Below are 16,906 nucleotides of genomic sequence, written 5' to 3'. Positions count from 1 at the left end.
AGTGATCCAACAGGAAAGTCGTTTAAAAGTTGCAGACAACTCGGGTGCTCGTGAAGTACTAACGATTAAAGTACTTGGTGGTTCTGGTCGCAAGACTGCAAACATCGGAGACGTAATCGTTTGTACCGTGAAAAAAGCAACACCAGGTGGCGTTGTTAAGAAGGGTGAAGTCGTTAAGGCTGTCATCGTTCGCACGAAAAGCGGAGCTCGCCGTAAAGACGGTACTTATATCAAATTTGATGAAAATGCATGTGTCATCATCCGTGACGACAAAGGTCCACGCGGAACTCGTATTTTCGGACCTGTTGCCCGCGAACTTCGCGATAACAGCTTCATGAAAATCGTATCACTTGCTCCTGAAGTTCTTTAATAAATCAATGTGCCATACCAAGGAGGTGCGACAGAATGCATGTTAAAAAAGGCGATACAGTTAAGGTAATCTCAGGCAAAGACAAAGGCAAAACAGGTGTTGTTTTGACTGCTTTACCTAAGAAAGACCGTGTGCTTGTTGAAGGTGTAAACATCATCAAAAAGCATACAAAACCGAACCAGGCAAGCCCACAAGGTGGAATTGTCAGCCAAGAAGCAGCAATTCACGTTTCTAACGTAATGTTACTTGACCCTAAATCCGGCGAGCCGACTCGTGTAGGATATAAGGTTGAAGATGGTAAAAAAGTTCGTGTTGCAAAAAAATCCGGCGAAAAATTAGATAAATAAAATTCCTGAATGAAGGGAGGTACACACATGAACCGCCTAAAAGAAAAATATGTGAATGAAATCACTCCTGCTCTAGTGAGCAAGTTTGAATATAAATCGGTAATGCAGGCACCCCAAGTAAACAAAATCGTCATCAACATGGGTGTAGGCGAAGCTGTTCAAAACACGAAGTCACTTGACTCTGCTGTTGAAGAATTACAAACGATCACTGGTCAAAAACCAGTTATTACTAAAGCTAAGAAATCGATCGCTGGCTTCCGTCTTCGTGAAGGTATGCCTATCGGATGTAAAGTTACACTACGCGGAGAGCGTATGTACGACTTCCTGGATAAATTGATTGCTATCTCACTTCCACGTGTACGTGACTTCCGTGGCGTATCGAACAAATCGTTCGACGGACGCGGTAACTACACACTTGGCGTGAAAGAACAGTTAATCTTCCCTGAAATCGATTATGATAAAGTGAACAAAGTACGCGGTATGGACATCGTAATTGTAACAACTGCGAACTCTGATGAAGAAGCTCGTGAGTTATTAACACAATTCGGAATGCCGTTCCAAAAGTAAACGTGAGGGAGGCGTAAACGTGGCTAAAAAATCTATGATCGCAAAACAAAAACGCACGCCAAAGTTTAAAGTACAAGAGTACACACGCTGTGAACGATGCGGACGTCCGCATTCAGTATTACGCAAATTTAAACTTTGCCGTATTTGTTTCCGTGAACTTGCATATGTGGGACAAATTCCTGGCGTCAAAAAAGCCAGCTGGTAATCCCCTAATTTGGGAAGGAGGTAAAAGTAATGACAATGACAGATCCGATTGCAGATATGCTGACACGCATTCGTAACGCAAACATGGTTCGTCACGAGAAATTAGAGCTTCCGGCTTCTAATGTGAAAAAAGACATCGCTGAAATCCTTAAGCGTGAAGGTTTCGTTCGTGACGTAGAATATGTTGAAGATGATAAACAAGGCATGATCCGGATTTTCCTTAAATACGGAGCAAACAACGAACGCGTTATTACTGGATTGAAACGCATTTCAAAACCAGGATTACGTGTTTACGCTAAAACTAATGAGGTGCCACGTGTACTAAACGGTCTTGGAATCGCTTTAGTCTCAACATCACAAGGTTTGGTAACTGATAAAGAAGCCCGCGCGAAACAAATCGGCGGAGAAATCATAGCATACGTTTGGTAATAAGCAACAAGCGAATGGAGGTGCAACAGAATGTCACGTGTAGGTAAAAAACCAATCGAGGTGCCTGCTAACGTTACCGTAACTCTTGGAGACAAGAATACCGTAACTGTTAAAGGCCCTAAAGGCGAGTTGACTCGCACATTTAACCAAGATATTACAATCGCACAAGAAGATAACGTGCTAACATTGACACGTCCTTCAGATTCTAAAGATCACCGCACAAACCACGGTACAACTCGTGCTTTGCTAGCGAACATGGTCACTGGAGTTTCAGAAGGATTCCAACGTTCACTTGAACTAGTTGGTGTCGGTTACCGTGCTCAATTGCAAGGACAAAAATTGGTTCTTAACGTTGGTTACTCTCACCCGGTAGAATTCACACCGGAAGAAGGAATCACAGTTGAAGTTCCAGCTAACACAAAAGTCATTGTTAAAGGCATTGATAAAGAACGTGTTGGAGCTCTTGCTTCTAACATCCGCGCAACGCGTCCACCAGAGCCGTATAAAGGCAAAGGTATTCGTTACGAAGGAGAAGCAGTTCGCCGCAAAGAAGGTAAGACAGGTAAATAATGCTGCTTAGGCAGGCTGAAAGGAGTGACCTCAGTGATTACGAAACTCGATAAAAACGCATCTCGTAAAAAACGTCATGCACGCGTACGTTCTAAAATTACGGGTACAGCACAACGCCCGCGTTTAAACGTATTCCGTTCAAATAAATATATTTATGCTCAATTGATCGACGACGCGAATGGCGTTACACTTGCAAGTGCATCATCTATGGAGAAAGATTTCTCAGTAGAATCAACTGGCAACGTGGAAGCGGCAGCTAAAGTCGGCGAAACAATCGCAAAACGCGCTACTGAAAACGGCTTGAAATCGGTTGTTTTCGACCGCGGTGGTTATTTATATCATGGACGCGTAAAAGCATTAGCAGAAGCTGCACGCGAAAATGGTTTACAATTTTAAAAAGAAGGAGGGACACATTTCATGAGTCGTATTGACCCAAACAAACTTGAACTTGAAGAACGCGTAGTTACAATCAATCGCGTAGCTAAAGTTGTAAAAGGTGGACGTCGTTTCCGTTTCTCCGCTTTAGTTGTTGTAGGCGACAGAAATGGCAATGTTGGTTTTGGTACTGGTAAAGCTCAAGAAGTTCCAGATGCTATCCGCAAAGCCATCGAAGATGCGAAGAAAAACCTTATTGAAGTACCAATGGTTAAAGGTACTACTCCACACTTAGTAATTGGTCGTTTTGGCGCAGGCCAAATCCTAATCAAACCTGCTTCTCCGGGTACTGGTGTAATTGCTGGCGGACCTGTTCGTGCGGTACTTGAATTAGCTGGGGTACAAGATATTTTATCTAAATCTCTAGGTTCAAGCACACCAATCAACATGGTACGTGCAACTATTAACGGTTTAACTCAATTGAAAAGTGCTGATGAAGTTGCAAAACTTCGCGGCAAATCAATAGAAGAACTGTTAGGATAGGAGGGAAAATCACATGGCAACTAAATTGGAAATTACCCTCACAAAATCTGTGATCGGTGCTAAACCGCCACAACGTAAAACTGTTCAATCATTGGGATTGCGCAAAATGCACCAAACTGTTGAGCACCAAGACAATGCAGCCGTTCGCGGAATGCTTGATAAAGTCGCTCACTTAGTAACTATCAAAGAAGTTTAATTACGGATTTCTATAGAAGGAGGTGCCAACCAAATGAAACTTCATGAATTAAAACCGGCAGAAGGTTCACGCAGCTCGAGAAAGCGTATCGGACGCGGTATCGGTTCAGGTACTGGTAAAACATCAGGTAAAGGTCATAAAGGTCAAAACGCACGTTCAGGCGGCGGTGTTCGCCCTGGATTTGAAGGTGGTCAAAACCCTTTGTTCCGTCGTTTGCCAAAACGTGGATTTACCAACATTAACCGTAAAGACTATGCAGTCGTGAACATCGAAGTGTTAAATCGTTTCGACGAAGGCACAGAAGTTACACCTGCATTGTTGATTGAAACAGGTGTTGTGAGCAATGAACGTTCTGGAATTAAAATTCTCGGCAATGGTAGCTTGGAAAAGAAATTGACAGTAAAAGCTCACAAATTCTCTGGATCAGCTAAAGAAGCGATTGAAGCTGCTGGCGGACAAACCGAGGTGGTTTAATGTTTCAGACAATCTCTAATTTTATGCGCGTGACTGATATTCGAAATAAAATATTCTTTACATTACTGATGCTCATCATTTTCCGTATTGGAACTTTTGTTCCAGTACCGAATGTTGACGCTTCGGTTTTGCAAGCTACTGACCAGATGGGTCTGGTCGGATTCTTAAATACTTTCGGTGGAGGTGCCCTTGCTAACTTTTCGATTTTAGCGATGGGAATTATGCCTTACATTACAGCGTCAATCATCGTGCAATTATTGCAGATGGATGTTGTACCGAAATTTGCAGAGTGGGCGAAACAAGGTGAAGTCGGAAGACGGAAACTTGCTCAATTCACTCGCTACTTCACAATCGTTCTTGCCTTTATTCAAGCAATCGGTATGTCTTATGGGTTTAACCAAATGTACGGCGGTTCTTTAATCCAGAACGACTCGATTTCAACGTATGTTGTCATCGCCATTGTATTGACTGCTGGTACGGCGTTTCTACTGTGGCTTGGTGAGCAGATTACGGCAAAAGGTGTGGGGAACGGTATTTCGATTATCATCTTCGCAGGGATTGTCGCTGCAGTACCAGGCGCTGTGAATCAATTATATGCACAGCAGATTGAAGGAGCTGGAGATCAGCTTCCGATCAATATTGCCATCATGGCATTGCTTGCATTAGCTGTTGTTGCCATTACGGTTTTGGTCATTTACGTTCAACAAGCGTTGCGTAAAATACCGATTCAGTATGCAAAACGCGTTGCTGGCCGTGGCCAGACAACAAGTGGGCAGCAAACGCATTTACCTTTGAAAGTGAACGCGGCCGGAGTTATCCCGGTAATCTTTGCAGTAGCGTTTATCATTACGCCGCAAACCATTGCTTCTTTCTTTGGTGCCAACGCGTTTACAGAAGCGATTACGAATACGTTTGATTATACGCGCCCTGTCGGCATGATCATTTATGTCGCGTTGATCGTAGCATTCACGTACTTCTACGCATTTATTCAGGTAAATCCTGAGAACGTGTCGGATAACTTGAAAAAGCAAGGCGCATATATTCCGGGAATCCGTCCGGGTAAAAATACGCAGGATTATTTAACAAGTGTGTTATACCGATTGACATTCGTCGGTGCCATCTTCCTTGCAGTCATTGCTATTCTACCGATTTTCTTCATCAACATTGCGAATTTACCGCAATCGGCGCAAATCGGCGGAACAAGTTTATTGATTGTTGTTGGGGTAGCACTTGAAACGATGAAACAATTGGAATCTCAGCTTGTAAAACGTCATTATAAAGGCTTTATGAAATAATCAGTGGGATCTAGAGGGACGTGAAAGCGTCTCTTGTCCAATTGTTTGAGGGGGAAAACGTATGAATATCGTATTAATGGGTTTGCCAGGTGCCGGAAAAGGTACTCAAGCAGACGAAATTGTTAAGAAGTACGACATCCCTCATATTTCTACAGGTGACATGTTCCGAGCTGCTATAAAAGGTGGAACGGAGCTGGGCTTGAAAGCTAAATCATTCATGGATCAAGGTGCTCTAGTGCCCGATGAAGTGACTATCGGCATTGTCCGGGAACGACTAAGCGAAAAGGATTGTGAAGAGGGCTTCTTATTAGATGGCTTTCCACGAACAGTTCCTCAAGCAGAAGCGTTGGAATCTCTTTTGGCCGATCTTGATAAGCGAATCGAGCATGTCGTAAATATCCAAGTCGAACAAGACGAATTAATTGCACGTTTAACAGGCCGATGGATCTGTAAAGTTTGTGGAACTGCTTACCATACTGTGTTTAACCCACCGGCAACAGCTGGCGTGTGCGACAAAGATGGCGGAGAACTCTACCAGCGTGAAGATGATAAGCCTGAAACCGTCACTAAGCGTTTAGAAGTAAATATGCAACAAACGCAGCCGCTTCTTGATTTCTATGAAAGCAAAAACGTGCTGCAAAATATAGATGGACAGCAGGACATTCAAAAAGTATTTGCTGACATTGATGCTCTTCTAAAGGGCGACCGAGGCTAATCCCCGGCGCCGGGCGCAGTTAGTTGCCTCCATGTGGCTTTAAGGAGCACCGGAGATATGAATTTTCAATTTTCGAGAGCTGCAAAAGCAAACAAGACTCAGGGTATGAAAGTTGATGCAAAATGCGCTTTAGTGCAATTGCGCATCGAACCTAGTATAATGAGTTTCGTGGAAGCATCTGTGTAACGGGTTTGGAACTCATCCAAAGCAGTCCGGGCAGTCGAGGATACATGAGACAGACTGGCTTTGCCGGATTTACCCCGGCCCGCGTATTGCGGGACTCGGAGAATGTCTTTCGAATGTCACTCATGCATTTCTTGTGAATGAATGTAGTATTACTATTCAATCAGCAAATACTGTTTGAAGATGAGAACCTGATTTGTATACAGAAGGGAGACTGGGTCGATGGCGAAAGACGATGTAATTGAAATCGAAGGAACTGTCGTTGAGACTTTGCCTAACGCGATGTTTAAAGTGGAATTGGAAAACGGCCATACGATTCTTGCGCACGTATCAGGCAAGATTCGCATGCATTTCATCCGCATTCTGCCAGGAGATAAAGTGACAGTGGAACTTTCTCCTTATGATTTAACACGCGGTCGTATCACATACCGTTTTAAATAATCTTTTGCACTCCGGACTACTAAGGAGGTTGGGTTAGATGAAAGTGAGACCATCTGTAAAACCGATCTGTGAAAAATGTAAAGTTATTCGCAGAAACGGTAAAGTAATGGTAATCTGTGAAAATCCGAAACACAAACAAAGACAAGGCTAATTTGAAGGAGGTGCATCGCACACATGGCACGTATTGCTGGTGTTGACATTCCGCGCGACAAACGCGTTGTTATTTCATTAACATACATTTTCGGTGTTGGTAAAACAACTGCACAGAAAGTTCTTTCTGCTGCTGGTATCTCTGAAGAGACACGCGTTCGTGATCTTACAGAAGATGAGTTGAACAATATCCGTGAACAATTAGATCAATACAAAATCGAAGGTGACCTACGCCGTGAAGTTTCAATGAACATCAAACGCTTGATGGAAATTGCTAGCTTCCGAGGGATCCGCCATCGTCGTGGACTACCTGTTCGCGGTCAAAATACGAAGAACAATGCGCGTACGCGTAAAGGTCCTCGTAAAACTGTAGCTAACAAGAAAAAATAATCAGTAAAGGAGGTTTCTTCTTAACATGGCACGTAAACAACAAACTCGTAAGCGTCGTGTGAAAAAGAATATCGAATCTGGTATTGCTCACATCCGCTCAACATTCAATAACACAATCGTTACTATCACTGATATGCAGGGTAACGCTGTTTCATGGTCAAGTGCAGGGGCTCTAGGATTTAGAGGTTCACGTAAATCTACTCCTTTCGCTGCTCAAATGGCTGCTGAAACTGCTGCAAAAACATCAATCGAACACGGTCTTAAAACTCTAGAAGTTACAGTTAAAGGTCCTGGTTCAGGTCGTGAAGCTGCAATCCGTGCGCTTCAAGCTGCCGGACTAGAAGTTACAGCTATCAAAGATGTAACTCCTGTACCTCACAACGGTTGCCGTCCGCCAAAACGCCGTCGCGTATAATCGTTAATCTGAATAGGATTTTTGAACATCACGACTTACTGGATGGGTTCTGAATCGTAGCGAAAGTCTGTGACTATCGAATTCTTTGATGAAGCGAAAAAAAACCGACGTTTTGAAGGAGGGTAAACTGAATGCTCGAAATAGAAAAACCAAAGATTGAAACGGTTGAGATCGATAGCAATGCCAAATTCGGCAAATTTGTTATTGAACCTCTTGAGCGTGGATATGGAACCACTTTAGGAAACTCCTTACGTCGAATCTTACTTTCATCTTTACCTGGCGCAGCTGTTACTTCCATTCAAATTGATGGCGTACTGCATGAATTCTCCACTGTCGAAGGTGTAGAAGAAGATGTAGCAACGATTATTTTGAATATCAAGAAGCTGGCTTTGAAAATTTACTCTGACGAAGAAAAAGTCATTGAAATTGATGTAAAAGGTGATGGAACGGTTACGGCTGCAGATATCACGCACGACAGTGACGTGGAAATTCTGAATCCGGATCTATATATTGCAACAATCGCTAAAAACGGCCACTTGCGTATGCGCATGTATGCAAACAGAGGCCGTGGATATGCCCGTGCAGATCAGAACAAACGTGAAGATCTTCCGATTGGCGTTATCCCGATTGACTCTATTTACACTCCAGTTTCACGCGTTAATTTCCAAGTGGAAAACACTCGTGTGGGTCAACTGGCTCATTTCGATAAATTATCTCTTGATGTTTGGACAGATGGCAGCATTGGTCCTAAAGAGGCAATTGCACTTGGTGCAAAGATTTTTACTGAGCATTTAAATATCTTCGTGGGATTAACAGATGAGGCACAAACGGCTGAAATCATGGTTGAAAAAGAAGAAGACCAAAAAGAAAAAGTGTTGGAGATGACCATCGAAGAACTTGATCTTTCGGTTCGTTCTTACAACTGCTTAAAACGTGCGGGTATCAATACGGTACACGAACTGGCAAGCAAGTCGGAAGACGACATGATGAAAGTACGCAACCTCGGACGCAAATCACTTGAAGAAGTTAAAGTGAAATTGGAAGATTTAGGACTCGGCCTTCGCAAAGAAGACTGAGTGTTGAGATCGGATCCGAACTATTCAACAAAGGAGGGAAACTTCAATGAGAAAGCTTCAACGTACAAGTTCTCAACGTAAAGCACTATTACGTGACCTTACAACAGACTTAATCGTACATGAACGCATTCAAACGACTGAAGCTCGTGCGAAAGAAGTGCGTTCGACTGTAGAAAAAATGATTACGCTTGGTAAACGTGGAGATCTTCACGCTCGCCGTAAAGCAGCAGCATGGATGCGCCGTGAGTTGGTAACAACTGCAGACGCTGAAGGCAACGAAACAACAACGTATGCATTGCAGAAATTGTTTGATGATGTTGCACCACGTTACGCTGACCGTCAAGGCGGTTACACTCGTATCATGAAAATGGGGCCTCGTCGCGGAGATGGCGCACCTATCGTTATTATCGAATTGGTTTAATTTGAATCAATAGATTCAAATTAAAGCCTCCGGCGGATGTCACGGATTTTGAAAGGAATTAATTGCGCTAGCGCAATTCAAAATCCGGACGCAATTATGCCGAGGCATAATTGATTTACTTGAAGGGGGTCAACAGCCCTCTTCTTTTAGCATTATGATTTATACGACAATATGAAAAGCTGAGTGTTATGATGAGCGAGCCGAAAGGCGGCGTCTCGTCTAGCTCTACGCACCTCATTCAACCCTGGCTTAAGCAACCGGGGAAGCCATAGAGACAGAAAAGCGCATTTCTCTGAATGAGGTGCGCGCTTTTTTTATTTATTTACCGTTTTACAAAAGCTGTTGAAACCCAGTAGAGTAGAGAATAGCAGAGCAAGTGTTAGAGGAGGTCAGCTGAGATGAATTCGAACATATTGTCATTTGAAAATGTGACATTTACATATGCACCAGAAGATGACACGGTGAAACCGGCTGTAAGGGAGTTGTCATTTGCCATTCAAGACGGCGAATGGATTGCCTTAGTGGGCCATAACGGGTCAGGAAAATCAACCATCGCCAAATTGATGAACGGTTTATTGTTTCCACAAGCCGGCAAAGTGTCTGCGATGGGCCGCTTGATGGCTGAAGACAGCCTGTGGGACATCCGTTCGCAAATGGGCATGGTATTTCAGAACCCAGACAACCAATTTGTCGGGGCGACGGTCCAAGACGATGTGGCGTTTGCGTTGGAAAACAATGGCGTGCCGCATGTTGAGATGGTGCTGCGTGTCAAAGAGGCGTTGCACCAGGTGAAAATGGAAGCTTATTTCGATCACGAACCTCATCATTTATCGGGCGGCCAAAAGCAGCGTGTGGCGATAGCAGGTGCTCTGGCACTTCGTCCGCGCCTGTTGATACTGGATGAAGCGACGTCCATGCTCGATCCGCAAGGGCGCATGGAGGTCATTGAAACCATCCGTGAACTTCGAAGAGCGACGGGTCTGACGGTCATCTCGATCACGCATGACTTGGAAGAAGCCGCAATGGCTGACCGGATCCTAGTCATGAATGCGGGACACAAGCAGTTGGAAGGTACACCGGAAGCTGTGTTTCTTTCCGGCAATGAACTGACGACTTTAGGCTTGGACTTGCCGTTTGCGATGCGCATGACGCATTTGCTGCGGGAAGCTGGCGTCGAGCTCGAAGCGGAACATATGACAGAAGACGAATTGGTGGATGACCTATGGACATATTACTCCAGGGAGTAGGGTACAGTTACGCAAAAGACACGCCATTTGAAAAGCGGGCGTTGACGGATGTGTCTCTTCATATCCCTTCTGGTTCCTATACAGCAATTATCGGACATACGGGATCGGGCAAATCGACGGTGCTTCAACATCTCAATGCTTTGCTAAAGCCGACAGAAGGGTCAGTTATGATTGGCGAACGCAAAATCGAAGCGGGCGTAAAAGCGAAAAATTTGCGCGATGTTCGCCGCCAAGTCGGGATTGTCTTTCAATTTCCCGAACAGCAGCTGTTTGACGAGACCGTATTGAAGGATATTATGTTCGGCCCGTTGAATTACGGCGTGCCGGAAGAAGAAGCAAGCCGCCGTGCGCACGAGCTGGTCGAACAGCTTGGATTGCCTCCAGAAGTATTGACGAAATCCCCGTTTGATTTGTCAGGCGGACAAATGCGGCGTGTCGCCATTGCCGGCGTTCTGGCAATGGAACCGGATGTGCTGGTGCTGGATGAACCAACCGCTGGACTCGATCCGCGCGGCCGCCGTGAAATCATGGACTTGTTCCACCGGTTGCATATCCAAAAAGGCCTGACAACGGTATTGGTGACCCATAGCATGGAAGATGCGGCGCGTTACGCAGACCGTGTGGCCATTATGCACAATGGCCACTGTGTGGTCACTGGAGAGCCTGAGGAGATCTTTTCCAATGAAGAGCAATTGGGTGATTATCGCTTGGAACCGCCGCGGACAATCCGTCTGCAGCGGAAATTTGAGGCGAAGGCTGGCATCAAGCTTGGTGCCATTTCATTGACGGAAGAAGCTTTGGCTAAGAACATCGCTTTGGCTTTATTGGAAGGGCGTGATTCCGAATGATGGAGAAAATGATTTTTGGCCGTTTTATTCCGGGCAATTCGATCATTCATCAAATGGATCCGCGAGCAAAAATTTCGTTTGTCTTTGTGTTTATCGCCATTGTCTTTATTGCCAATAGTGCAGTGACTTACGGCATTTTGCTGGGATTCACGTTATTGGTTGTGTTTCTGTCTAAAATTCGTTTGTATTTCTTGATAAATGGATTGAAGCCGGTCTTTATTCTATTGATTTTCACCTTTTTGCTGCATATTTTCTTTACGCGTGAAGGCGATTTATTGTTGGACATTGGGTTTATTGAAATTTACGAAGAAGGACTGCGGCAGGGAATATTCATCTCGGTGCGTTTCCTTGTGTTGGTATTCATCACCAGCATTCTGACTTTGACGACGTCGCCGATTTCCATTACTGATGGCATTGAAGTACTGCTTGGCCCATTCAAACGAGTCAAGCTGCCGGTGCATGAATTGGCATTGATGATGTCCATTTCCTTGCGGTTTATCCCGACTTTGATGGACGAGACGGGCAAGATCCTCAAAGCACAGATGGCGAGAGGCTCAGACATCGGCTCAGGGCCGATGAAAGAGCGCATCAAGGCCGTCGTGCCGCTATTGATCCCATTGTTCGTCAGCGCCTTTAAACGGGCGGAAGACTTGGCTACAGCGATGGAAGTCCGTGGATACCGGGGAGGCGAAGGCAGGACGCGTTATCGCCAGTTGGACTGGCGTTTTGTGGATAGCCTGAGTCTGTTGGTACTGGCAGGACTCGCGGGCATGCTGTGGTATTTCCGGGTATAAGGAGAGAACGTGATGAAACGATTAAAAGCGACCATTTCCTATGACGGTTCCGGATTTGCGGGTTACCAGGTGCAGCCGGAGTCGCGTACGGTTCAAGTTGAATTAATGAAAGTGCTGAAAACCATTCACAAAGGCAGGGAGACCCAGGTTGTAGCAAGTGGGCGGACTGACGCCAAAGTGCATGCTACAGGACAGGTCATCCATTTTGATACGGAGTTTTCCATTCCTGCAAGCGGCTGGCTAAAAGCTTTGAACGTGTTGTTGCCGGAAGATATCCGGGTCCATTCGATCGAAGAAGTGGATTCGTCTTTTCACGCGCGCTACCACACGACCGGCAAGACTTATCGCTACAAATGGGACCGCAGCGCGATTATCAGCCCATTCACGCGCAATTACATGGTGCACACGAAGCAGGCGCTTGATGTAGAGGCGATGAGGACGGCTGCACAGTCTTTGATCGGCACACATGATTTTTCGAGTTTCTGTGCCGCAAATACGGCTGTAGTCGACAAAGTGCGCACGATATGGCGTGTGGATTTTGAGGAGCACGGCAATGAGCTGCATATGGTCATTGAAGGTTCGGGCTTTTTGTATAACATGGTGCGGATTATTGCAGGGACATTGACGGAAGTTGGCATCGGCAAAAGAAAGGCCGAAGAGCTGGGACGAATTGTGTCTGCAGCGGAGCGGGATGCTGCCGGAAAAACAGCGGCAGCGCATGGACTGTACCTGGAAAACGTGATGTATAAGAGCTGAAGCAACTTTTCCTGGTGTTTTTAGAAAACCCCTTGACTTTTTAGCGCTGGCGTTATAACATGATGTATGGTATTTTCATTACCCCCACGATATGCCCCGGAAGGTTATTTGTGTTTAGGGATAACGAAAAAACGGAACAGCGGAACACTGTAAAAGAATTCAAAAACAGACGATTTATTAGGAGGACAATATACATGCGTACAACATTCATGGCTAAGGGTCACGAAGTAGAGCGTAAATGGTTAGTTGTCGATGCAGAAGGGCAAACTCTTGGACGTTTAGCTTCTGAAGTCGCTTCAATCTTACGCGGGAAATACAAACCAACATTCACACCAAACGTTGACACTGGTGATCACGTGATCATCATCAACGCTGAAAAGATTCACCTTACAGGTAAAAAGCTTACTGACAAAATCTACTACCGCCACACACAATACAGCGGTGGATTGAAACAGCGTACTGCACTTGAAATGCGCACAAAATACCCAACTAAAATGCTTGAATTGGCTATCAAAGGGATGCTTCCAAAGAACTCTCTAGGACGCCAAATGTTCAGAAAGCTGCATGTCTATGCTGGCCCAGAACATAACCACCAAGCACAAACACCAGAAAACTACCAGCTTCGCGGATAATACATTAGTAAATTAGAGGAGGATACACCTTTGGCACAAGTTCAATATATTGGGACAGGTCGTCGTAAAAACTCAACAGCTCGCGTACGGTTAGTACCGGGTGACGGCACAATTACAATCAACAAACGTGACGTAGCGGACTACGTTCCTTACGAAACATTACAACAAATCATCAAACAGCCACTAGTTGCTACGGATACTCTAGGAAGCTACGACATCCTTGTAAACGTAAACGGCGGTGGATTCACAGGCCAAGCCGGAGCAATCCGTCATGGTATCGCACGCGCTCTACTTACTGTAGACCCTGCTTACCGTCCTGCGTTGAAATCTGCTGGGTTGTTAACACGTGACCCACGTATGAAAGAACGTAAGAAACCAGGTCTTAAATCAGCACGTCGCGCACCTCAGTTCTCAAAACGTTAATTTCGATTTTCGTTTCCAAAACACTTTCCGAAGAAATTCGGAAAGTGTTTTTTTGTATTCAAATGCAGGTGTGAACAGGTAAAATAGAAAGAAAGTCAAAGGAGTGAGTTGGCAATGAATCGAATTAACTTAATTTGCTTGGGAGTCAAAGACATGAGAACCTCAGTAAAGTTTTACAGAGACGGGCTAGGGTTTGAAACAGCAGAAAAAGGCGACAATCCTGAAATTGTATTTTTTAACTCATCGGGCACAAAATTGGAGTTGTACCCACTGGAGCATTTGGCAAAAGATATTGACGACAACAACCCGCCGAGCGGCACCGGATTTTCGGGCATTACCTTGGCGTACAACGTGAAATCCAAAGAAGAGGTGGATCAGACAATGGCCCTGGCTAAAGCGGCTGGCGGAAAAATCGTCAAAGAACCAAAAGAAGTTTTTTGGGGCGGCTACTCCGGTTATTTCACAGATCCAGACGGCTACTACTGGGAAGTGGCATGGGGCCCTGACTTTACGTACGATGAAAACGATATGTTGAAGCTGGATTCATAGCCTGGATTTTGCGCTGTCTCACTCGTCTATATAAAATGCCACTTTGCCGAATCGTTTATAACCCCTGGAGCAGAGTGGTTTTTCATTTTTCCTGTAAGCCCGAATAGATTAAAAATTAGATTTACTGTGCTATACTTTATGGTGAGCAAAATGGATAGGGAGTGTATCGATATGGTAACTGAAGTACAAGTACGCGAATTACTCGGAACGCTAGAAGATCCGTTTTTACATAGATCGTTAACTGAAACAAACGGCATCACGTCCGTAACGATCAAAGAAGAGAAGAATCACGTCAGCGTTAAATTGGCGATTGCCAAAACCAACACGCCTGAACAAATGCAGCTGCAAATGAAAGTTGTTGAGGTTTTGAAAGGAGCGGGGGCCGGATCTGTTGGCATCCGTTTTGAAGAGCTTCCGCCTGAGGCGTTGGCACAGTTCCGCGGAACCGCAAACGAATCAGAAGCACAGGATTTATTGTCTCCACTTAATAAAGTTGAGTTTATTTCAATCGCCAGCGGTAAAGGCGGCGTCGGCAAATCTACTGTATCGGTTAACTTGGCAGTTGCCTTAGCGCGTCTCGGGAAAAAAGTTGGCTTGATTGATGCCGATATTTACGGATTCAGCGTGCCGGATATGATGGGTATCGACAAATCACCGGTTGTCCGCGGACAAACGATCATTCCGGTTGAGCGATTCGGTGTAAAAGTCATTTCCATGGGCTTTTTCGTGGAAGACAATATGCCAGTCGTTTGGCGTGGTCCAATGCTCGGCAAAGTGCTTGACCAATTTTTCCGCGATGTAGAGTGGGGAGATTTGGATTACCTTCTATTGGATCTGCCGCCTGGCACCGGGGACGTCGCGCTCGACATTCACCAAATGCTTCCGGCTTCCAAAGAAATCGTCATCACGACACCTCACCCGACTGCTGCATTTGTTGCAGCACGTGCAGGGGCGATGGCACTTCAAACCGACCACGAAGTATTGGGTGTTATCGAAAACATGTCATGGTTCGAAAGCAAAGAGACCGGCAAGAGAGAATACTTGTTTGGACAAGGCGGCGGACCAAAACTTGCAGAAGAATTGCAAACGCCGCTGCTCGGACAGATTCCACTCGGCCAGCCAGACTGGAACGAAGAAGACTTTGCACCGTCTGTTTATCTTGAGGATCATCCGACAGGCAAAATTTACGAAGATATCGCGCAACAAGTGCTTAAGCAGTTTGCCGATAAAAAATAAAAACGAAAACAGTCCGGAAACCTTAACTGGTTTTCGGGCTTTTATTTTGGGCAAAGCGCAACAGGATATGGCGAATCCGCAACAAAACGTCGACTTTCAAGTTTTGTTCACAATCTGTCGTGCATGGTGAATGGATTTTTCAATAGCCGGTTGGTACAATCTTAGAAGGACTTTAAATAACGGAGGCATTCAATTGACAATACGAAATTGGGTTAAGTTTTTTTTAAAAGCTCTTTTAATAGGTGGAGTCGTCACCGGAGTGCTCGGGTTATTTGTTCGCTGGGATGATGTATTTGCTCAACCGTTTCATGCGGGTGAGTGGGGCGAGTTTCTGGCAGGGTTCATCTGGTTGGTCATTATCGGACTAACGATGAGCATTATTAGCCAGCTGTGTTTCTTTGCTTACTTGACGGTACATCAAATAGGGATGAATATTTTCCGGACATTGCGTTTGTGGAACTGGGTTCAGCTTTTGATTATTGGCGTGGTTATTACCGATTTGATTTTATTCCGTTTCGCGCCAAATGCGGAAACAACTGAGCAGGTTTGGCTGTATGGGACTTTGTTGACGATTCTTATCGTTACTGGAGTCGTGACAGCTTACTTGAAAGCGAAGTGGACCAACAAAGAAACATTTATTTCTGCATTATTTTTCATGATTGTGATCACGACGGTAGAATGGCTGCCAGCATTAATGGTGGAAGAAGGGAATATCGACAGCTGGGTTACTTTATTGCTGTTTCCATTCTTGGCAGTAAATGCGTATCAGCTATTGGTATTGCCGAAATACAATGCCCAATCAGATGTCGACCGACAGAAACTGGAAGAGCGGCGCGCAGCAAGAAAAGCACAAACACAGACAGTTTCCAAAAAATAAAACCATTCCTCTGCAGGCTTCAGGCCGGCGGAGGAATGGTTTTTATGTCTTGGGAAAAACAGTTGAATAGTAAGAGAATGCTGGTGGGAGTAAGGGAGAAAAGAGTCAATCAGGTAGCATGCGCAGTGAGTACAGAAGGAAAAACTCACTTTCATTAAAAACTTTCATGAAAGTGTTGACAGAGATATAAACATGCTTTAATATAATAAAAGTCGCCAAGCAACAACGAACAACATAAACGAAACGGCGGCACACCAATTGAACCTTGAAAACTGAACAGCAAAACGTCAACAAAACGCAACGGCCGCGCAAAACGGCCCGCGCAAAACTACTGATCAGCGTTATGCAGATCACGAGCGAATCGCGCGTCTTCGGACCGCGAA

At 45.0% G+C, this 16,906-nt stretch carries 27 protein-coding genes; all 27 read left to right on the top strand.

The annotated features are described in order from the left end of the window. Position 1: 1 nt before the first annotated feature. Positions 2-370, top strand: a complete 369-nt coding sequence (gene rplN / locus AC4EHK_RS17680) for a 50S ribosomal protein L14 (RefSeq protein WP_006828938.1) — start codon at positions 2-4, stop codon at positions 368-370. A 35-nt stretch (positions 371-405) separates the two neighbouring features. After that, on the top strand, positions 406-717 hold the full coding sequence (gene rplX, locus AC4EHK_RS17675) for a 50S ribosomal protein L24 (protein ID WP_142830551.1): 312 nt from the start codon (positions 406-408) through the stop codon (positions 715-717). 27 nt (positions 718-744) lie between these two features. Next, positions 745-1,284 (top strand): 50S ribosomal protein L5, encoded by a 540-nt coding sequence (gene rplE, locus AC4EHK_RS17670; RefSeq protein WP_191716881.1) that lies wholly within the window; start codon positions 745-747, stop codon positions 1,282-1,284. A gap of 19 nt (positions 1,285-1,303) precedes the next feature. Next, positions 1,304-1,489, top strand: coding sequence for a 30S ribosomal protein S14 (gene rpsN, locus AC4EHK_RS17665; RefSeq protein WP_006828941.1), 186 nt, complete (start codon positions 1,304-1,306; stop codon positions 1,487-1,489). A gap of 29 nt (positions 1,490-1,518) precedes the next feature. Next, a complete protein-coding gene (gene rpsH / locus AC4EHK_RS17660; RefSeq protein ID WP_006828942.1) occupies positions 1,519-1,917 on the top strand; it encodes a 30S ribosomal protein S8 in 399 nt (132 codons plus the stop codon). 30 nt (positions 1,918-1,947) lie between these two features. After that, complete coding sequence (gene rplF, locus AC4EHK_RS17655) at positions 1,948-2,487, top strand: 50S ribosomal protein L6 (protein WP_490980064.1); 540 nt, start codon at positions 1,948-1,950, stop codon at positions 2,485-2,487. A 33-nt stretch (positions 2,488-2,520) separates the two neighbouring features. After that, positions 2,521-2,883 carry a 50S ribosomal protein L18 gene (gene rplR, locus AC4EHK_RS17650; protein WP_490980063.1) on the top strand — a complete coding sequence of 121 codons (363 nt, stop codon included), beginning with the start codon at positions 2,521-2,523 and terminating at the stop codon, positions 2,881-2,883. Between the two features lie 21 nt (positions 2,884-2,904). Further along, a complete protein-coding gene (gene rpsE / locus AC4EHK_RS17645) occupies positions 2,905-3,405 on the top strand; it encodes a 30S ribosomal protein S5 (RefSeq protein WP_142830560.1) in 501 nt (166 codons plus the stop codon). Between the two features lie 13 nt (positions 3,406-3,418). After that, positions 3,419-3,601, top strand: a complete 183-nt coding sequence (gene rpmD, locus AC4EHK_RS17640; RefSeq protein ID WP_006828946.1) for a 50S ribosomal protein L30 — start codon at positions 3,419-3,421, stop codon at positions 3,599-3,601. Positions 3,602-3,634: 33 nt separating this feature from the next. Beyond that, complete coding sequence (rplO, locus tag AC4EHK_RS17635) at positions 3,635-4,075, top strand: 50S ribosomal protein L15 (protein ID WP_490980062.1); 441 nt, start codon at positions 3,635-3,637, stop codon at positions 4,073-4,075. Continuing rightward, positions 4,075-5,370, top strand: a complete 1,296-nt coding sequence (gene secY, locus AC4EHK_RS17630) for a preprotein translocase subunit SecY (RefSeq protein WP_490980061.1) — start codon at positions 4,075-4,077, stop codon at positions 5,368-5,370. Before rplO ends, secY begins: the two co-directional genes overlap by 1 nt. A gap of 61 nt (positions 5,371-5,431) precedes the next feature. Then, complete coding sequence (locus AC4EHK_RS17625; protein ID WP_142830565.1) at positions 5,432-6,085, top strand: adenylate kinase; 654 nt, start codon at positions 5,432-5,434, stop codon at positions 6,083-6,085. A gap of 405 nt (positions 6,086-6,490) precedes the next feature. Continuing rightward, a complete protein-coding gene (gene infA / locus AC4EHK_RS17620; protein WP_006828950.1) occupies positions 6,491-6,709 on the top strand; it encodes a translation initiation factor IF-1 in 219 nt (72 codons plus the stop codon). A gap of 37 nt (positions 6,710-6,746) precedes the next feature. Then, entirely contained in the window at positions 6,747-6,860 is a 114-nt protein-coding gene (gene rpmJ / locus AC4EHK_RS17615; RefSeq protein WP_006828951.1) for a 50S ribosomal protein L36, read from the top strand. A 23-nt stretch (positions 6,861-6,883) separates the two neighbouring features. Beyond that, positions 6,884-7,249, top strand: coding sequence for a 30S ribosomal protein S13 (rpsM, locus tag AC4EHK_RS17610; protein ID WP_006828952.1), 366 nt, complete (start codon positions 6,884-6,886; stop codon positions 7,247-7,249). A gap of 25 nt (positions 7,250-7,274) precedes the next feature. Continuing rightward, positions 7,275-7,664: a 30S ribosomal protein S11 gene (gene rpsK, locus AC4EHK_RS17605; RefSeq protein ID WP_006828953.1), complete on the top strand. Its 390-nt coding sequence runs from the start codon at positions 7,275-7,277 to the stop codon at positions 7,662-7,664. 131 nt (positions 7,665-7,795) lie between these two features. After that, positions 7,796-8,740 (top strand): DNA-directed RNA polymerase subunit alpha, encoded by a 945-nt coding sequence (locus AC4EHK_RS17600; RefSeq protein WP_490980060.1) that lies wholly within the window; start codon positions 7,796-7,798, stop codon positions 8,738-8,740. 46 nt (positions 8,741-8,786) lie between these two features. Beyond that, positions 8,787-9,161 carry a 50S ribosomal protein L17 gene (gene rplQ / locus AC4EHK_RS17595; protein ID WP_008432531.1) on the top strand — a complete coding sequence of 125 codons (375 nt, stop codon included), beginning with the start codon at positions 8,787-8,789 and terminating at the stop codon, positions 9,159-9,161. 398 nt (positions 9,162-9,559) lie between these two features. Then, a complete protein-coding gene (locus AC4EHK_RS17590) occupies positions 9,560-10,408 on the top strand; it encodes an energy-coupling factor ABC transporter ATP-binding protein (protein ID WP_490980059.1) in 849 nt (282 codons plus the stop codon). Beyond that, a complete protein-coding gene (locus AC4EHK_RS17585) occupies positions 10,384-11,256 on the top strand; it encodes an energy-coupling factor ABC transporter ATP-binding protein (RefSeq protein ID WP_490980058.1) in 873 nt (290 codons plus the stop codon). The genes AC4EHK_RS17590 and AC4EHK_RS17585 overlap by 25 nt, the downstream gene beginning before the upstream one ends. Continuing rightward, the gene (locus AC4EHK_RS17580) at positions 11,253-12,050 is read left to right on the top strand and encodes an energy-coupling factor transporter transmembrane component T family protein (RefSeq protein ID WP_490980057.1); all 798 of its coding nucleotides are present in this window, start codon (positions 11,253-11,255) and stop codon (positions 12,048-12,050) included. Before AC4EHK_RS17585 ends, AC4EHK_RS17580 begins: the two co-directional genes overlap by 4 nt. A 12-nt stretch (positions 12,051-12,062) precedes the next feature. Continuing rightward, on the top strand, positions 12,063-12,806 hold the full coding sequence (truA, locus tag AC4EHK_RS17575; RefSeq protein WP_490980056.1) for a tRNA pseudouridine(38-40) synthase TruA: 744 nt from the start codon (positions 12,063-12,065) through the stop codon (positions 12,804-12,806). A 194-nt stretch (positions 12,807-13,000) separates the two neighbouring features. Further along, on the top strand, positions 13,001-13,438 hold the full coding sequence (rplM, locus tag AC4EHK_RS17570; RefSeq protein WP_142830577.1) for a 50S ribosomal protein L13: 438 nt from the start codon (positions 13,001-13,003) through the stop codon (positions 13,436-13,438). A 30-nt stretch (positions 13,439-13,468) separates the two neighbouring features. Further along, positions 13,469-13,861 carry a 30S ribosomal protein S9 gene (rpsI, locus tag AC4EHK_RS17565; RefSeq protein ID WP_490980055.1) on the top strand — a complete coding sequence of 131 codons (393 nt, stop codon included), beginning with the start codon at positions 13,469-13,471 and terminating at the stop codon, positions 13,859-13,861. 114 nt (positions 13,862-13,975) lie between these two features. Further along, positions 13,976-14,410, top strand: coding sequence for a VOC family protein (locus AC4EHK_RS17560; RefSeq protein WP_490980054.1), 435 nt, complete (start codon positions 13,976-13,978; stop codon positions 14,408-14,410). Between the two features lie 171 nt (positions 14,411-14,581). After that, positions 14,582-15,646 carry an Mrp/NBP35 family ATP-binding protein gene (locus tag AC4EHK_RS17555; RefSeq protein ID WP_490980053.1) on the top strand — a complete coding sequence of 355 codons (1,065 nt, stop codon included), beginning with the start codon at positions 14,582-14,584 and terminating at the stop codon, positions 15,644-15,646. Positions 15,647-15,839: 193 nt separating this feature from the next. Continuing rightward, positions 15,840-16,523, top strand: a complete 684-nt coding sequence (locus AC4EHK_RS17550; RefSeq protein ID WP_490980052.1) for a KinB-signaling pathway activation protein — start codon at positions 15,840-15,842, stop codon at positions 16,521-16,523. Positions 16,524-16,906 lie beyond the last annotated feature (383 nt).

It is taken from the genome of Planococcus sp. TJ-307 (assembly GCF_058268435.1).
Note: the sequence above shows the minus strand (reverse complement) of the source record. Positions and strands in the feature narration are given on the sequence as shown.